This window comes from Robertmurraya massiliosenegalensis JC6, assembly GCF_000311725.1.
In the GTDB taxonomy this organism is placed as follows: domain Bacteria; phylum Bacillota; class Bacilli; order Bacillales; family Cytobacillaceae; genus Robertmurraya; species Robertmurraya massiliosenegalensis.
On record NZ_HE978511.1, the window covers coordinates 1,203,171 to 1,220,361 of the forward strand.

At 37.1% G+C, this 17,191-nt stretch carries 18 protein-coding genes and 2 pseudogenes; 6 read left to right on the forward strand and 14 right to left on the reverse strand.

Going from position 1 to position 17,191, the window contains the following annotated elements; all coding sequences use genetic code 11:
* Positions 1-43: 43 nt before the first annotated feature.
* A pseudogene (vanT, locus tag BMSHG_RS25800) lies at positions 44-1,024 on the forward strand (serine racemase VanT catalytic subunit); the annotation flags it as partial.
* Positions 1,025-1,136: 112 nt separating this feature from the next.
* Here vanT and BMSHG_RS05950 read toward each other — a convergent pair.
* Together BMSHG_RS05950 and BMSHG_RS05955 are read right to left on the reverse strand one after the other, a co-directional pair.
* Positions 1,137-1,472, reverse strand: a complete 336-nt coding sequence (locus tag BMSHG_RS05950) for a hypothetical protein (RefSeq protein ID WP_019153526.1) — start codon at positions 1,470-1,472, stop codon at positions 1,137-1,139.
* A 23-nt stretch (positions 1,473-1,495) separates the two neighbouring features.
* Positions 1,496-1,699, reverse strand: coding sequence for a zinc ribbon domain-containing protein (locus tag BMSHG_RS05955; RefSeq protein WP_019153527.1), 204 nt, complete (start codon positions 1,697-1,699; stop codon positions 1,496-1,498).
* A gap of 521 nt (positions 1,700-2,220) precedes the next feature.
* Between BMSHG_RS05955 and BMSHG_RS05960 the strand changes: the two genes are divergently transcribed.
* The 4 genes from BMSHG_RS05960 to lepB are packed head-to-tail and all read left to right on the forward strand — an operon-like array spanning position 2,221 to position 4,425.
* A complete protein-coding gene (locus tag BMSHG_RS05960; protein ID WP_148346798.1) occupies positions 2,221-2,517 on the forward strand; it encodes a hypothetical protein in 297 nt (98 codons plus the stop codon).
* A gap of 53 nt (positions 2,518-2,570) precedes the next feature.
* A complete protein-coding gene (locus BMSHG_RS05965; RefSeq protein WP_019153529.1) occupies positions 2,571-3,341 on the forward strand; it encodes a hypothetical protein in 771 nt (256 codons plus the stop codon).
* Positions 3,342-3,401: 60 nt separating this feature from the next.
* Positions 3,402-3,863, forward strand: a complete 462-nt coding sequence (locus BMSHG_RS05970; RefSeq protein ID WP_019153530.1) for a hypothetical protein — start codon at positions 3,402-3,404, stop codon at positions 3,861-3,863.
* A gap of 22 nt (positions 3,864-3,885) precedes the next feature.
* Positions 3,886-4,425 carry a signal peptidase I gene (gene lepB, locus BMSHG_RS05975; protein ID WP_019153531.1) on the forward strand — a complete coding sequence of 180 codons (540 nt, stop codon included), beginning with the start codon at positions 3,886-3,888 and terminating at the stop codon, positions 4,423-4,425.
* A gap of 266 nt (positions 4,426-4,691) precedes the next feature.
* On the opposite strand, the gene BMSHG_RS05980 is transcribed toward lepB, so the two are convergent.
* On the reverse strand, positions 4,692-5,747 hold the full coding sequence (locus BMSHG_RS05980) for a YeiH family protein (RefSeq protein ID WP_019153532.1): 1,056 nt from the start codon (positions 5,745-5,747) through the stop codon (positions 4,692-4,694).
* A gap of 151 nt (positions 5,748-5,898) precedes the next feature.
* Here BMSHG_RS05980 and BMSHG_RS05985 point away from each other — a divergent pair, with 151 nt between their 5' ends.
* The gene (locus BMSHG_RS05985) at positions 5,899-6,807 is read left to right on the forward strand and encodes a LysR family transcriptional regulator (RefSeq protein WP_019153533.1); all 909 of its coding nucleotides are present in this window, start codon (positions 5,899-5,901) and stop codon (positions 6,805-6,807) included.
* Positions 6,808-7,016: 209 nt separating this feature from the next.
* Here BMSHG_RS05985 and BMSHG_RS05990 read toward each other — a convergent pair whose 3' ends face one another.
* From BMSHG_RS05990 to BMSHG_RS06040, 11 genes and pseudogenes are all read right to left on the reverse strand, one after another.
* The gene (locus tag BMSHG_RS05990) at positions 7,017-8,390 is read right to left on the reverse strand and encodes a YfcC family protein (RefSeq protein WP_019153534.1); all 1,374 of its coding nucleotides are present in this window, start codon (positions 8,388-8,390) and stop codon (positions 7,017-7,019) included.
* Positions 8,390-9,244 (reverse strand): CapA family protein, encoded by an 855-nt coding sequence (locus BMSHG_RS25805; protein WP_019153535.1) that lies wholly within the window; start codon positions 9,242-9,244, stop codon positions 8,390-8,392. The genes BMSHG_RS05990 and BMSHG_RS25805 overlap by 1 nt, the downstream gene beginning before the upstream one ends.
* A gap of 13 nt (positions 9,245-9,257) precedes the next feature.
* On the reverse strand, positions 9,258-10,520 hold the full coding sequence (locus BMSHG_RS06000) for an amidohydrolase (protein WP_019153536.1): 1,263 nt from the start codon (positions 10,518-10,520) through the stop codon (positions 9,258-9,260).
* Positions 10,521-10,604: 84 nt separating this feature from the next.
* On the reverse strand, positions 10,605-10,985 hold the full coding sequence (locus BMSHG_RS06005; RefSeq protein WP_019153537.1) for a RidA family protein: 381 nt from the start codon (positions 10,983-10,985) through the stop codon (positions 10,605-10,607).
* Between the two features lie 32 nt (positions 10,986-11,017).
* A pseudogene (locus tag BMSHG_RS25810) lies at positions 11,018-12,252 on the reverse strand (threonine synthase).
* 445 nt (positions 12,253-12,697) lie between these two features.
* Positions 12,698-13,567, reverse strand: coding sequence for an ATP-binding cassette domain-containing protein (locus tag BMSHG_RS06015; protein ID WP_019153538.1), 870 nt, complete (start codon positions 13,565-13,567; stop codon positions 12,698-12,700).
* Between the two features lie 16 nt (positions 13,568-13,583).
* Entirely contained in the window at positions 13,584-13,973 is a 390-nt protein-coding gene (locus BMSHG_RS06020; protein WP_019153539.1) for a GntR family transcriptional regulator, read from the reverse strand.
* A gap of 16 nt (positions 13,974-13,989) precedes the next feature.
* A complete protein-coding gene (locus BMSHG_RS06025; RefSeq protein ID WP_019153540.1) occupies positions 13,990-14,730 on the reverse strand; it encodes a hypothetical protein in 741 nt (246 codons plus the stop codon).
* A gap of 14 nt (positions 14,731-14,744) precedes the next feature.
* Complete coding sequence (locus tag BMSHG_RS06030; protein WP_019153541.1) at positions 14,745-15,227, reverse strand: small multi-drug export protein; 483 nt, start codon at positions 15,225-15,227, stop codon at positions 14,745-14,747.
* Between the two features lie 420 nt (positions 15,228-15,647).
* Positions 15,648-16,403 (reverse strand): SDR family NAD(P)-dependent oxidoreductase, encoded by a 756-nt coding sequence (locus BMSHG_RS06035; protein WP_019153542.1) that lies wholly within the window; start codon positions 16,401-16,403, stop codon positions 15,648-15,650.
* Between the two features lie 14 nt (positions 16,404-16,417).
* On the reverse strand, positions 16,418-17,179 hold the full coding sequence (locus tag BMSHG_RS06040) for a VOC family protein (protein WP_019153543.1): 762 nt from the start codon (positions 17,177-17,179) through the stop codon (positions 16,418-16,420).
* Positions 17,180-17,191 lie beyond the last annotated feature (12 nt).

A 17,191-nucleotide genomic window follows, 5' to 3' on the forward strand; every position in this document is an offset into this window, starting at 1 on the left:
TTTTATAAGTATGAGGTGACCAGATGAATCCTATGGTGCGGTTAGAATTGCACAAGAATTAAATAAAAATGGAATACAATCATTTGCGGTAGCTACATTAGCTGAGGGTATTCAGTTAAGAAAAAATAAAATCAAAGGGGATATCCTCGTTCTAGGTTATACAAACCCAGAAAATATCCGTCTCCTCAAAAGATATCGATTAACACAAACGATCATCGCTTTATCTTACGCTCGTGAATTAGATACGTACGGAATCAAGATAGATGTTCAGGTAAAGCTAGACACAGGCATGCATCGTTTAGGAGTCGAGGCAACACAGCTGACTGAACTAAAAAGAATTTATCGCTGCCACCACTTAAATATAAAAGGTATTTACTCACATTTATCCGTGTCTGATAACCTAGCTCCAGATGATATAAAAGCTACTAATGAACAGATTGCGAAATATGATCAGACTATTGATTGGCTCCAATCCCACCAATTTCGCACTGGAAGAAAACATATTCAAGCGAGTTATGGGGTATTGAATTACCCTCATTTACAGTATGATTATGTTCGCACCGGCATCGCACTTTTCGGTGTCTTAAGCACCAATGATGAAGTCCTTTCCAACGTGGAACTTAAGCCTATATTAACCATTAAAGCAAGAGTTGCAATGGTTAAAAAAGTTCAACCTGGTGAGTTTGTCAGTTATGGTAGATGCTATGCTGCAGAGCAGATGCTGAAAACAGCGGTTGTCACGATTGGCTATGCGGATGGTCTGCCAAGAAACTTTAAAAATGGGCATGTTCTAATTCAAGCTCAAAAAGCGCCTATTATTGGGAGAATCTGTATGGATCAACTCATTGTCGACGTATCCAACATCGCCAATATCCAAGCAAATGATATTGCAACGATTATCGGCACAGACGGCGCAGAAGAAATTACTGCTGAAGATGTTGCTGAAAAATGTAGTACCATTACGAATGAACTATTAAGTAGACTTGGTTCACGACTAGAGCGTGTTTATAAAAAGGAAAGATAGATGTTATTGGATAGTAAACCAAGTGGAACATCATACTGTTCCCTTCGATTAGCGGATTTAAAGAGGCAAGGTTTCGTTAAGAATACCTTGCCTTATCCAATACTGTTTTATCTTAGTAGTCTAATTGACGTAAATACAATAGAATTTCACCTTCATCTAATTTTTTCACAATATATTTTCGTATTCTACTATCAATTTGCTTTTGCTGTTTACTTCCATCACTAAATTTATTGATTAACTGATAGAGAATCTCACTAAAGATCCCAGCTCCTCCACGAAAACCCAAATTAAATCCCAACTGTTCATTTTCAGATAACGGCAATTCTGTTTGTTCTATAAAATCCTTCATGTAGTCCTTGGTTATTAAAATATATGATTCCTTGTTGTTTAATCCGCGAAGAAGTTCTTCAGCATTATTCGCTACAAAACAGCTGTCTTCATTCTTCATTTTCATGTCCTCCTATAAAAATTCTATCCAAAGAAAAGGTCAATGACATTAGAAACACCAGAAGCATTCATATTATAGAATTCAGAATACCCACAGTTTGTACAATAAACAACTGTAAACCGATTATGCTGAATATCGAACATCTTAGAAAGCCCTGTTCCAGTTGTTGCAATCTCCTTCGTCTTAGCCTCTTGACAACCACATTTCACACAGCCTTTTTCCTTCATTATCGATTCCTCCCTTATTAATATTTACGTATGAGAATAGAGAAAGTTTTATATTCTGCCAAATGATTGGAATTTTTTTAATCGTAACCTTGTTTCTAATCAGTTCTCAATAAAGAAAAAAATGTTCATTATTTTGAAATTTTAAGAATAATAGAGATATTTGGTGGAAATTGGAGTATTCCGTTCATTATATTGAACAAATCGTTCTTTTTGACGTTTTTCAAAAGGAGGAATTTGTTCTAAACTACGCTTAATATGTTCGTTATAAAGAATATATTCCGATGACGAACAAAAAGGAGGGACATTTTCACTAGAAGAGATAGATTCATCTACACCAACAAAGAAAAAATACATACTCAAACTTAATGAACATGGAAGGAAAGGTGAACTTGAAGAAATTTCTCGCTTTTTTTATAACTTGCTTCCTGTTGTTAAGCTGTTCGCCCATCTATGCTCATACAGATTCGGGAGAAAGACTCCAAAATATATATCAAAATCTTATCCATACGAAGCAGGAAAACGTGGAAAACATTGTATCAGATGAGACGAGTCGCTTGAAGGAGTCTTCAATCAAAACAATAGGAACATTATTCAAGGAAACAGAAACAGCACTTACTGATTTTTTATTTATTTCATCTACTGATGCACAGAAGGACATTGAGAATTATAAAGAAAGTCATCAAACGCAATTAATGAAAACAAAGAATCAATTATTAAAACAAGACTTCCAAGAATTTTCCCAAGAAAAAAGCAAAGAGATTGATATTGAAATTTCTCAGGATATTGAAGGATTTCTAGAAGAAATTCTATCAAATTAGGTTTTCATGAATAACAAATATAAAAATCAAATGGCGAAAGGAAGTTTTTAATCATGAACGTAAAAGGAAAATTAGTAGCAGGAGTCGTAACGGTTGGATTGGTATCAGGTATAGGGATGGCATTCGCAAACACAGATGCAGGCGGCGCATTAAAAAACTGGTATGATGCACAGTTCAATAAAACTGTGGAGTCTGTTCAAAGAGACGTCGGGGCATACACTCAAGGGAAAATTCCTGGTTTGTTAGACGAATACAACACTAAGAAAGCAGCTGGATTAACAGAAATTTCTCAAACAGGTGATTCAGAATTAGAAAGTAGTTCAAGTGCAATTGAACTTGCGAAGAATAGTCACATTGAATCATTAGAAGGTTCAAAGAAAGAAATCTTGGGGCAAATGGGACAACAATTTTATCAAGATGTATTTTTAGAAGGTTTTTATAAAATTCAACAAGCTAGTAATGAAGCATTCAACTATGCAAATCGTGACTTAAGCACACAGACAGGAAATGCTGGAACTGAAGCAATTAATTCTGTCACAACAGGATTAACAGATGCTAAAGAAAGAGCTGTTTCAGAATTAGAAGAAGCGATTAGGCTCGCTAAAGAAGAACTTTCTGCTTCATTAGATACTGCGGAAGAATATACAACTCGCAACCTTAAAAATCAAGTAGATTGGCAGATCGGGGATTTACAGGAGCAAGTTGAGGATATTTTAGACACACTTGTAGCAGAGCAACAAGCATTGATTGTTGCAAAGGCAGACGAACTTGAAGAAGATGCAAAAGCTAGCTTAGACACATTGGTTTCTGGAATCAATAATTAATAAATCCAAGTTAGGACCTAAAAACTTAGGTCCTAACCTTTTAGCAAAGGAGGATGCCCAGTGTTTAATCTAAAAAGTAAAAAATTCCTAGTTGGAGCTCTTTTTTTAATATTAATAGTAGGAAGTAGTGTCAATGTTGCTTTTGCCGGACAGGATATTCATTCTCTATTATCGAGTTGGTTTCAGACTGAACGTTCGAACTCAATTGCAGAGATTGAAGAAGCAGTTGCGATAGAACAAGAAATTCAAACAGAGCGGTTAAAAGAAGAGTTGCGGTTAGGAATAGAAAATGCAGAGCGCCAATTGGAGAATTACACCGATAAGATGAAAGCAAACAGTATTTCAGAAATTCAAAAGCATGCAGACCAACTTGTCAACTCTATTGAGATTGACCAGTCAGAAGAAAAAAATAATGTTACTAGTCAATTAGAAGCCATTATTCAAGATGCAAAAAATAAGATAGACGCAATCGCTTCCCAACCTGTGGTCGCCCCAGATGGGGATAAGGATACTTCAAAATAAAATGATGGAAGGTGTACGGTGTATGAGATTGGAAGTGGACTTACATCCTATTAATGCAAACCAATTAGAACTGGAAAAAACAGAAAAGAAAAAAGGAAGTTTGTTAAATTGGCTAGGATTTCTCTTCATTTTGGCAATTATCTTTTTCACCACACATTATGCGATTGGAATAACCGTTATAAGTGGTCAATCAATGGCTCCCACTCTTAATGATAAAAATATTACGTTATCCAACCAATTACTATATACAATTGAAAGAAACGACATTGTTATTTTTCAAGATAAAAATGGCTTCGATGTCATTAAGAGAGTGATCGCTTTACCCAATGAAACGATTGAAATTAAAGACGGCTTGGTTTTCGTGAATGGACAGCCAATAGAAGAAGAATACATAGTTGGAACAGCAAATGATATGGAAAAACAATTGGTTGCTGAAGGCTCCTATTTTGTCATGGGTGATAATCGAGAACCTGGAGAAAGTCTTGACAGCAGAAGTTCCGACATCGGCACCATACCAGAGGGAAAAATCAAAGGAAAGATGTTATTTTCATTTGGGATGTAGGTCCTTCTCGATCATGGTAATAAACAAACAGAAAAATTCCCCTTGTTAGCCAAAAAAATTCAACAACAGGAGATTTTCCACTGCATTAGCGGAAAATCTCCTGTTTTTGACCACGATACGAGTTCCATTGTTACTTAATAACCGAAAAAATCCGCTTAATTTATGTTTGCTGGATACTTCTTAATCTTATAGTCCCACCCACATCACGTACTTTTTAATTTGGATCGTGACAAACATCTAATCCAAACAGAGTCTGGTCCAACTTTTCAAAGTGTAAAATACGTTATTACAGAAAGTAGAGCTGATGCTATACTCATAGCTAACAGTGGTTTTAAAGCTTTCGTTCGTAGGGCTTGAAGGCTAACATTTAAACCGAGTCCAACCATCGCCATGGTTAAAATAAAAGTTGAAACAAATGAAACATTGTCTAAGAACTTTTGAGTAACCGGAATAATATCCCCCAGTACATAACTTCCAAACACACTCATTATTATAAATCCGATTAAGAACCAAGGAAATGCGATCTTTGCATCAAATTGATTAATTTTTGATTTATGCTTTATCCAATATATAAATATAAAGCATAATGGAATGAGAAGAAATACTCTTCCTAGTTTTGCCAGTAGACCAATCGCCAATGCATCTCCTCCTGCTGGCGCCGCCGCAAGGGCAACATGGGCAAGTTCGTGTAAGCTTATGCCAGACCAAATCCCATACTCAATATCTGTGATAGGGAGAATGGGGCGTATCATCGTATAAATTATGGAAAAGATTGTACCCACAAGAGCAATAATGCCGACACCAATAGCCGTATCTTCATCCTTTGATTTAATAATTGGTGCAACTGCGGCAATGGCAGCTGCTCCACATACACCTGTCCCCACACCAACTAGAAGGGAAATCATATTATCAGCCTTTAATAATTTGGCAATCCACATGGTTAATAAGATTGCCATTATGATAGTAGCTGAACCTCGAACTATTAATCCCAGACCGTCCTGTAAAACAATATTCATATTTAGTTTTAATCCGTATAAAACGATGGCAAGCCGCAATAGTTTTTTTGAAGAAAATTGTATTCCCTCATCTAGTAATTCGGGATATCCACGTATTTGTCGGTATATAATGGCAATAACAATTGCACTTGCTAACGGTCCTATAAGTTGAAATCCAGGTACTTTAGCTAATAAATAGCCTAAGACCGCAATTAAAAAAGTAAATCCAATTCCAGCTATCCACATATATTTTGGATTAGGATTTCCTTTTTGTTGCATGCTAGGTTTTTCTTGTAAAGGCTTTCTAAGTGCTGATTGTTTTTCCATGTTCATCCTCCATTTTTGTCGTATCTTTCATTGTTAACGAATTCTAAATCTTGTTATAATTCAAAAATATAGTAGAATAAACTATAAGTAAAACGAATTATTTTTATTAGAACGATAACAAAAACTTTTCATTGAATTTTGGAGGTGTTTCGTGGATCATCATCTTGTTACCTTCGTTACAGTTGCTGAAAAGAAAAATTTCACCCGTGCGGCAGAGGCTTTACATATCACGCAATCTGCTGTTACCTTGACCATCAAAGGACTAGAAAAAGAATATGGAGTAAAATTTTTTGACCGAACTAATAAATATGTCCGTTTAACGAAAGCGGGTGAGGTTCTATATCATCAAGCTAAAGAAATAATCAATAAATACAAACAAACCAAAAGATTGATTGACGACTTGTCCAACTCCGTAGAAGGCCAGTTATTTATAGGGTCTAGCTTTACATTTGGGGAGTATTTGCTACCCCGAATTGTTTCGGAATTTAAAGAGTCCTACCCTCTTATTACACCTGATATTTCGATTAGAAACTCCAAGCGGATCATTACTAGACTCTTGCGACATGAATTGGACGTTGGAATAGTAGAAGGTGCTATCTCACATCCTAACCTAGTTATCCAACCTTTTGCACAGGATGAAATGCTGGTAATTACATCTCTTAAACATCCGTTTGCCTATAAAAATGAAGTCTATTTAGAAGATTTGAATTCAGAAAAATGGATTCTACGTGAAGATGGTTCTGGTACGAGACAAACGATTGACCGTCTATTTTCTTCTAAAAATTTTTCTCCCAATGAGATCATGTCCTTTGGGAGCTCTCAGATCATCAAAGAGTCCGTAGAGGCAGGGTTAGGGATATCAATCATGTCCAAATATGCTATCCAAAAAGAAGTCACATTAGGTACCCTCCATCCCTTACGAATCAAGGACAATCCAATTGTGAGAGACTTTTCCTATGTGATTCATCAATCAAAGTTCCACACTCGAATCATGGATACCTTTCTCGAATTTCTTAATACCTACCCGTTTTCTAACTTTTCCAAAGCGTTTGACTCATAATCAATTGCTCCTCTTCAGTAAGCGTTAATCATATAATTCTACTATTTTCTTATAATCGAAAGCCTAGTGTCACAAAGACTTTGGCTTTAAAAGTAAATCTTTACAACGTAAGAGCCCTTAGATTTGATATCCTAAAGGCTTTTTGATGGGTAAAATTTCTTGATAATCTAATTTATTCTTGTTGCTTAGATTGATAGCTCTCTTTCACTTTACATAGGACCCCAATTAATTAATTGTCCTATTGCTAATGCAATTGCACCTAAAACGAACCAAATCAGCATAATTCTCCAAATAAATTTTAGCCAAGCGGAGTATGGAACACCACCAATAGCTAAGCTTGCCATTAGAATACCAGAAGTAGGAAATAGACTATTCGTGAAACCATCCCCTAACTGAAATGCTTGAACTGCGACTTGGCGATTTATATCTAAAATATCTGCTAATGGTGTCCAAATTGGCATCGTTACAACAGCTTGACCAGAACCAGATGGAACAAAGAAATTAAACAATCCATTTGCAAATAACATTCCTATTGCTCCTGTAATGGGCGAAAGTGGTTCCAACGTATTAGACATAGCAAGTATAACAGTATCTAATATTCTTCCATCCTCTAATATAAAGACTATAGCCCTCGCTGCTCCTACTACTAAAGCACCATAAACTAAATTTTGTGCACCTTCCATGAAATTATTTACAATTTCTGTAGAATTCATTCTCGCAATAATCCCTGCTCCAATCGCAATTACTACAAATATCGCTGTCATGTCATTCATACCAAAATCATAAGTCAGTGAACCATATACATAAAAGGCAATTCCAGCTACGAAAAGCAATAAAATTAATGCATGTCTAGTGGTAAACTTTTGATCTTTGTTTAAACTTGTTTCCTGATCCTTATTTGAAAATTTTTGTTCTCCCATAAAACTCTTCGAAGGATCTTTCAAAATTCTATTACAGTACCAGATCACATAAATTATGGTTGCTACCGCGAATATAACATACAAAATGACACGATAAGTTAATCCTGAAAACATAGGAAGTTCTGCTATTTCTTGTGCAACTCCTAATGTTTTTGGGTTTAAAAAGGCAGTATTAAAACCTGCCATACTCGTTAAAAAGACGATTGCGACCCCAGCAATTGCATCGAGCTTTAGAGCTTTAGCGATCAATATCCCGATAGGTATAAATGCAATCGTTGCATTTGAGGAAAAACCAGTAGTACATAGAAAGGAAAATAAAATACCTAATATGGTTATTAAAACAAACTTGCGATTTTCTAATTTGTTTATTAACGCCATAATCCCTGCATTAACCGCTCCTGAGGCTTCCATTACTCTAAAAGCTCCACCGATGAACAAAATTAATATAATAATATTCGCAGTGTCAATCATTCCAAGTGGATACGATAAAAAGACATCTGCTATACCAACTGGAGTTTTCTCTACTTGTTGATAGCTTTCAGGGTCTACTATTGTAATACCATCTTTCTCAATTCTCTCAAATTCACCTGCAGGAATCACATATGTGGCAATCGCACATACGATCATTAATAAAAACAAAACTACATACGTATCCGGCATCATTAATTTAAATTTCTTTTTTGGCTCTGGTAAAATTCCTTTAAAAATTGAGGGGGTTCTTCAAGATTATCTCCTGTCATTTCATGCGAATGAATACTAACAAGTACAATATCGGCTTGCCTTTTTGCTTCAGAAATAGAATTTAATATCCTATTCATATCTTCCTTATTAACTGTGGTAACTTGTCGTCCTTTTTCACCAATCCTAAAATTGTATTTTCCAAATGAAAAGATATTCCCAACGGTTTGATTCTCAATTCCCAATTTTGCATGTAAATTACGCACTGCATTAATATCAGTTTCACTTGCAATGTCTTTTAATGCATCCATATGCTCCCTAGTAACCTCATAAACTATCTCGTGACGAAGAGGATTAATACCCGGTCTTCCTATAATATCCGGGCGCTGTTCCCCTGCCCTCCAAGATTCATAAAAAGTAGAGGTGGCAGAAATAATCGCTACTCTCCCCTTTTTGGTCTCTAGATACCTAGGTTTACTTGCCTCAGCTAAATTTTCACCGGCACCAGCATGAACAAATTGGTTTTCATTTAGATATTTTTCTGTTGCTACAAGACCACCAATTGAAAAATCTAGTGTATGATTGGTTGCCCAAGCAAGAAGGTTAAATCCATATTTTTTTAAATCATGTAATACACTAGGATGGGAAACAGCCCATGCCCCGCCACTTTCCGCAGATGGATACCCCTCAAAATCATGTACAGTAACTTCTAAATTGGTAAAACGCACATCTGCTTTCATGAGAACATCGGATATCACTTTTGAGTTATAATCTTCATCTGGCAACCTACGGGTGATAAAGCTATCACCCGTAGCCGCAATTGTAACTTCTTCTCCCATAATCGCTCCCCCCTTAATCCCCATGCAGTTCTCTACGTGCTATTCTTTCCAAAAGATTAACTGATGGCACTAGAACTTGTTCATCGATATCAAACGCTTGGTTATGATGTGGTGCAGGAATAGGAGTTCCAATCAACATATAGGTACCTTTTCCGCCATTTTCTTGAACCTTATTTATAAGGAAACTGGCATCTTCACTGCCTCCCCCCTTATGGTAATCAAGTATACTGTGAAACTCTTCTATATATTCAGCTTCTTCCTTAACAACATTAATTAGGTCCTCATCACAAGAGAATGTTATTGCACTTCCGATAACTTCTGTTTCAAAACCAAGTCCGTGCATTTCGGCACTATGCTCGACTATCCTCTTCACTCGTTCTTCCAATTCCGCATTAACGGTTGCAGACGTTGACCTTGTTTCAATTAACATTTTTGCATATTGTGGAACTATATTTAGTGCAGCTCCTCCTTCTAGTAATCCAACGTTCACTCGAGTTTGTTCAGAACTATGTCTTGGTAGGCTATGAATATTTAAAAGGGCAGTTGCAGCTCCTATCAAAGCATTTTTCCCTTTTTCTGGAGAGGCACCAGAATGAGACGGAACCCCATAAAAATGGGCAACCATCTTTGTTGTTGCAAGCCATTGGTTGGAACCACCACTGATTTCTCCTAATGGGACATCTAACCCTAAATGCAAACAATAGATTTTATCTATGTCATTGACGATACCTTTTTGTACCATGGAGTAGGCTCCTCTGCCTCCTTCCTCAGCAGGTTGAAAGATTAATTTTAGAGTTCCAGAAAAATCACAGTTAGCCATTTTTTTCGCAAACTCAAGCCCAATTACTGTATGACCATCATGTGCACAGGCATGCATATTCCCTTTATATTTTGATCTAAAATCATGTATTTGAGGGAAATGTTGTTCGTCAGAACTTTCTTCTACAGGAAGGGCATCCATATCAAACCGAAACCCAATAGTCGGACCAGGCTTCCTTCCTTTTAGTACTCCTACAACAGCGGTTAGTCCTCCCTTCATTCTCCTAATAATATTCGGATTCGCCCCATCCTTAATGGCTCTTTCATACGCATGATCTAGTTCTTCTTCGGATGGAACACCTCTGCGAGAACCCTCATCCAATGCATCTTCACCATATAAAACTTCAAATTTAAGAGATTGCAATATTTCTACCACTTTAGTTGCTGTCCAAAATTCTGTAAATCCAACTTCAGGACGTTGATGAAACTCACGCCTTAATTTAATTACATCTTCCATTTTATCCCCACCTTATCAACTTTTTATTGTAAACGCTTTCTAACATTTTCTCTAAAAATCCCAGAATGAAAGTGGGATTTTGCATTATATTTCGTACGTTGCGATTACTTCTATTTCTACTAAAGCGTCCTTTGGAAGACGACTAACTTCAACTGTGGCCCTTGCTGGTTGGTGTTTCGTAAAATACTTTCCATACTCTTCATTTATCAAATTAAAATGTTCCATATCATTTACAAAGATGGTTGTTTTAATTACATGTTCAAGTGTCAATTCTTCCGCCTCTAATATCGCTGATATATTTTTTAACACTTGGCTTACCTGAATAATAACATTAGGTTCAACAAGGTTTCCTGTAATTGGATCCACAGGTAATTGACCAGATACAAATAATAGATTATTCGCTTTTATCGCCTGTGAATAAGGACCAATCGCTGATGGTGCTTGTTTGGTAAAGATAGCTCTCATACATTAACATCCCTTTCAATTAAACACATTTCTTAATGATTCATTAAATTTTTCTTTTCTCTTATTATCTTATCTGGCTTCTGCAGTATTTCCGGCTCAATATTAACTGTATTTGGATATTTGATTCCTGCCCCTGTGTTCAATACTACGACCGTATCATTTTCCGAAATCCATCCTTTTTCCCTTAATCTACGAGCTGCAACAAATGCTGCCGCACCTTCTGGACATATAAAGCTCCCTTCTAAATGTGCAATCCTTTCTTGCTCTTGAATCATTGATTCATCGCCAATTGCAATGGCACATCCACTCGTATTATATATAGCGTCTAGTACAAGGAAATCTCCTAGTGCTTTGGGCACGTTGATCCCGAATGCGAGTGTTTCAGAGTCATCCCAAAACTCAGATTCTTTTTTTCCTTCTTCCCAGGCTTTAACAATAGGAGCACAACCCGTGGATTGAACAGCTACTAATCTAGGCATTTTTCCTTCTACCCACCCTAGTTCCTTCAATTCTCTTAAGGCCTTATAAATACCAATCAGACCAACTCCACCACCAGTTGGATATAAAATAACATCTGGTATCTCCCAATTAAGTTGTTCTACTATTTCAAGCCCCATAGTTTTTTTACCTTCTATTCGATAAGGTTCCTTTAATGTAGAAGCATCATAAAGTTGATAATCTTTTACTGCCTTACCCACAATTTTTCCTGCATCACTTATTAACCCATTAACTAAATAAAGATTTGCTCCTGATAATGCCACTTCATTCCTAGTAATCTTAGGTGCATCGTTCGGCATGACAATTGTTGTTTTCAATCCAGCTCTAGCGGCATACAGTGCCCAAGCAGCTCCGGCATTTCCATTAGTTGGCATGGCTAGTTCATGTACTCCTACCTCTTTTGCTTTTGATACACCAACAGCAGCACCCCGAGCTTTAAATGTACCGGTAGGAATTAACCCTTCGTCTTTCATATAGAGTTTTTTTAAGGACATATCTTCCCCCAACTTCTGCAATGGCAATAAAGGAGTCATTCCCTCCCCCAGCGAAATTACATTTTTTTATCTTCGACAGGAAGCATCTCGTGATATCTCCATAATGAAGCCTCCCTATTTTTTAAAGTCTCTGGTTTGAGATTCTCCTTTATACTTTCTAAATCATAATTAACTAATAACGGAGAACCGCATGTACACAATTGGTGTTTCTTTTTTGTATCAAAAGTATTACCACATTTCGGGCAGTAAAGATGTGAGACATAACTATACTTCATTTAATTCACTCCTATAACGATTTAACTTAGACCCGTAAGATGTTGAAACATCTTGTCTTAGTTCTTTAAATTATACAATCAGTTATTTGAATTGTTAAATGATTCATTTTTATGTGAATAATAAGAAAATTTAATAGTAAACTAGGATAATACTTAAAAAGTGCCTGTCATCTCCCATACTTTGTCGATATAACTTCGACATATTTCGGGTAGTGACAGGCACCTAAAAATATCGATCTAATAAACAAACAGAAAAATTCCCCTTGTTAGCCAAAAAAAATTCAAAAACAGGAGACTTTCCACTGCATTAGCGGAAAATCTCCTGTTGTTGACCACGATACGAGTTCCATTGTTACTTATAACCGAAAAAATCCGCTTAATTTATGTTTGCTGGATCTTCTTGATTAAGGACAAGACATCTTATCCTTTCTACCTAACACCGACTTTATGCACCACGAGTAATGATAAACTCAATTATTTCTTCAATCGATAACCAATTACGATGGCTGATTGAAATACCCGCATTCTCTAACTCACGTTCCAACAACGACACATCATCAGTTACGATTTGGAGAAGAGATTCGTCCACCTTCATCACATGTGGATGATTCTTCAATGTTTCTGGAAGATGGGATACCCAAAGTCTTGCCCACTTTTCATATATTTCATCTTTTTCAAACGTAGTAATAATTTTTCCTTGATCCAAAATCGTAATATAATCACATAATTGCTTCACTTCATCATTATTATGGGTGGCTAGAACAAGACTCCTATCCCCAGCCTCCATATACTGCATCAAATCTTCCTTCATTTTCCGCTGTGAAATGATATCTACCCCTGCAGAAGGTTCATCCAATAGCAATATTTTCGCATTATGGCAGATGGCAAAGATAAACTCTACCTTTTTCTTTGTCCCTTTTGAACACTTCTCAAACTTTTGCTCCACATCGATACTGTATCGTTCAAACAAAAATTTACAGTACTGATGGTCCCAGTTCGGATACCAATATGAAATCAATGAAGATAATTCTTTAATCGAGTAATACCCATATGGATCAAGTAATTCACCAGCATACCCTATTTCCCTCTTAATGTCAGTTTCTTTTTCAGTCATGGCTTGCCCAAAATAGTGAATCGACCCACCATCAGCTTGAAGGAGATTCATCATCATTTTGAAAAGAGAAGATTTTCCAGAACCATTCGCCCCAATCACGGCAACCGTTGTCCCTTCATCCACCTGTAGATCGATTGGTCCTAACGAAAACTTCTGGTGATGCTTTGTTAACCCTTTTATCTCAATCATTGAGGTACTCATGTTTATCCCCCCATTATTATCCATGAAAATGTCGACTTAACACATCAGCAAAAATCGTTGACAAATCATCCTTCGTACACCCAACTTGTCTTCCTTGTTCAATTGCCTTTTCAAATGCATCATACACAACTTTTTGCTTCGTTTCTTCCTTCTGCACCTCTTCAAGCGCTTTTACAAACGTCCCTTTTCCCTGAACGGTCTTAATATAACCACTATTCTCTAGATTTTGATAGGCTCGTCTCGTTGTAATCACGCTGCATTGTAACTCACTAGCCAAGACGCGAATGGACGGGAGCGATGTTCCCGGCGCAAGAGATCCACCTACGATAAGCGCTCTTAGTTGCATTTCGATTTGGTGATAGATCGGTTCTCTACTTTCCTCTGAAACATGAATCGGCAGTTTCATTGCTTCCCCGCCCCCCTTACCAGTAATCTTTTTTTGCTAATCTCATGATCAGTAATTTATTCCAAAACATTGAACTACCAATACCGATCAATAGGGGAATGACAGCAACTAACCAGCCATGATTCTTAATAAGGAGCAATACCCATTCAACAAACCCTTGCTCCATAAATATATAGAAAAGAAAGATGATTAAGAGATAGACCAAGACTAAAAACCAAGCAAAAATATGTAGTATTTTCCCGTTTGTCCCGTATTCAATAACAGGATTCATTCCTCCTATTGCTAACGCATAACCGAACCAAGACAGGATAAAGATCCAATACTCCGAATGCGTCACATGATTAAAGAAACTATCAGTTAAGGTAAATGTCATGACAACATAAAAAGTCACAGACATGACGACAAAAGTAATCATCATAAATACGATTCGACTTAACGCCAGAATAGGAATTGAAATCGGCAATGTACGAAGGAGAGCCATTCTTTTGCTAAATGGGTCCTCCTTTATCGTCTGAAAAGATAAATAAGGTCTAGACATAAAGACCACTGCAAACGATGGTGTTAGTATGATAAAAATAATATCCGATACAATATGATTATAAAACGGCGATTCTGCCACAAATAAATTTTGGACAGACTGCTCAAGAACATTTGCAGAAACGAGTCCCATAAAGATGGTAACGATGACTGTAAAAGCCATCGCTATCCATTGTGTCTTTAGTTCATTTTTCACTAACCAAACTACTTGCTGAAACAAACCATTTCCTCCTCTTAGTTAAAAAGATTTGGGCGATCTGCATAGCCTAGGAAATCAATACCGAAATGAACCAATAGAGCAAAGACGATACACCAAATCACAATACTTGCAATCATCCAATAGGCCGTTTTCTTCTTTGTTCCTCCTAATGTCAGACCCACAAACGCAGTAATGTGACTTCCAACTACTAAAGGTCCAATAAGCGCTAATCCTGGCAAACCATACTTGTTCCAAAGATTTTGTGCACGAACCATCCGTTTCCCAGGTTCCTTCTCTTCCCCACCTTTTCGCTTCCTTCTCCATTCTTTAATTTTATCCACAAAAGCAATTAATAATAATACCGTTGCAACATTACCCACAATCGCAATAATAATAACGGCTAACGGAGACAGCCCCGCAATCATCGCTAACGCAGTCACCCCATACCCTTCAAAAAACGGCGCTGCTGCAAGTATAAAAACAAGGACATAAGCCCACAAATATTCCAATATATTCATTTTTAAATTCCCCCTATAGTGTTATGGTGTTTATATGAATATACACAGTGTAACACTGTGTATATATTGTTGTAAAGGAGGAATTTAGAAATTAGAAGGTTTGAGCTATTACTAATTTCACATATTTACTAAGAAAAAGCAGGGATAGTCTCAGTGTTTTCTGGGATATAGACCACTCTCCTCATTATCACACTAATAAATAGACGGAGAAATTTCCCTTATGTTGCAATTCTCATTAAAAATAGGATAAATAGAAGGAAAAATTCCGCTTGTTAGCTAAAAAAAGCAAAAACAGGAGATTCTCCACTGCATTAGCGGAAAATCTCCTGTTATTGACCACGATATGAGTTCCATTGTTACTTATAACCGGAAAAACTCCGCTAAATTTACGTTTGCTGGCTCTTCTTGATTAAGACTCTTTTAAATAGACAGTCCCCCATCAATCGTGATATTGCTCCCGTTCATGAAGGCCGCTTCCTCGCAGGCTGCAAATAAGATCGTGTGGGCAATTTCGGAACTTTTTGCGAGACGGTTCATTGGCTGTCTTGCTAAGTACATCGCAAGCATGGCTTCTGGATGTTCGGCATTATCAATCTTTGCTTGAACACCTTCAGTAATGGTCGTCCCAGGTGAAACACAATTGACTCTGATGTTATCATCGAGACAATCCATGGCAATCGATTTCGTTAATGCTAAAACGGCACCTTTAGATGCAGAATAGGCGCTTCGATTTTTGTGCCCTTTTTCAGCTGCCACAGAGCCTACATTTACAATCACTCCGCCACCTTGTTTTTTCATTTCTTTCACCACATACTTCGATACTAAAAAGGTTCCTTGGACATTGACCAACAACGTCTCTAATAAATCCTCTTCCGTAGTCGTTTCGATCGTACCTGGTAAAACAACTGCCGCATTATTAACGAGGATATCGATCCGACCATATGCATCAATGGCTGCTTGGACCATTTTCTTTATATCCGCTAGCTTCGATACATCTGCCTGTACAAAAATAGCATCAAAACCTTGTTCTTTTAAAATCTTTAACGTTTCTTCTCCTCGCTTACTACGAGAATTAACGATCACCTTAGCCCCATTTTGAGCGAATTGAATAGCCGTTTCTCTACCAATTCCTGCTCCTGAACCAGTTATTAATACAACTTTATTGGTAAAGTCCATAGACGCCATCTCCTCTACAAAAATTGATATTCTCCTTCCCCGATTGTGATCGTTTTTCCTTTAAGGTCAGGATTCGCTGTTTGAAAAATAAGTTTTTGCAGTCGATTCAGAGTCCCTTTTTTAAATACGAAGGTTTGGTCACCGACGATTAATTTTGCAACTTCTGTACTCTCATTTTCAAATCCAAACAATTCCTGCCAATGCTTTGCCACAGCTACTGGATCTTTTACATCAAATACGGCTTCCACAATTTGCACATCACCGACTGGATGTTTCTGAATAATCTTTGAGTCTATTAATCTTTCTCTTCGTTCTTGATCGGTTCCCATCCACTGAATGACAAATGGATATGGCAATCCTTGATAATCACCGGCAATCGTCATCATTTTCCATTCGATTAAATTCCCTTGTGCATCCAAACGTTTTCCATCCATAATCGGAGACATATCTAATTGGAATGCCGATAACTGTTGCCTAACCGCTTCAATATCATCCGTTCTTAAAGCAACTCGACTCAATTCCTCTCGGGCCGGCAATAATTTAACCGAATCCCGCACCACATCATTTGGCTCTTTCACATTCTCTGCCAACGCACGGTCCTCAACACCTAGAAACTCAATATAACAAAGATCAAAATAACTTAACGCATTATAAGTTCCCCATTGCTTATGTGAACCACCGCTAAATGCAATTAATCCCTCTTCTTTAAACCGATCTATTGCTTTTTGTAGGTCGTTAACGTAGTGAACGGTATGATCCCATTTTATTTTAGCCATTCAAGATTCCTC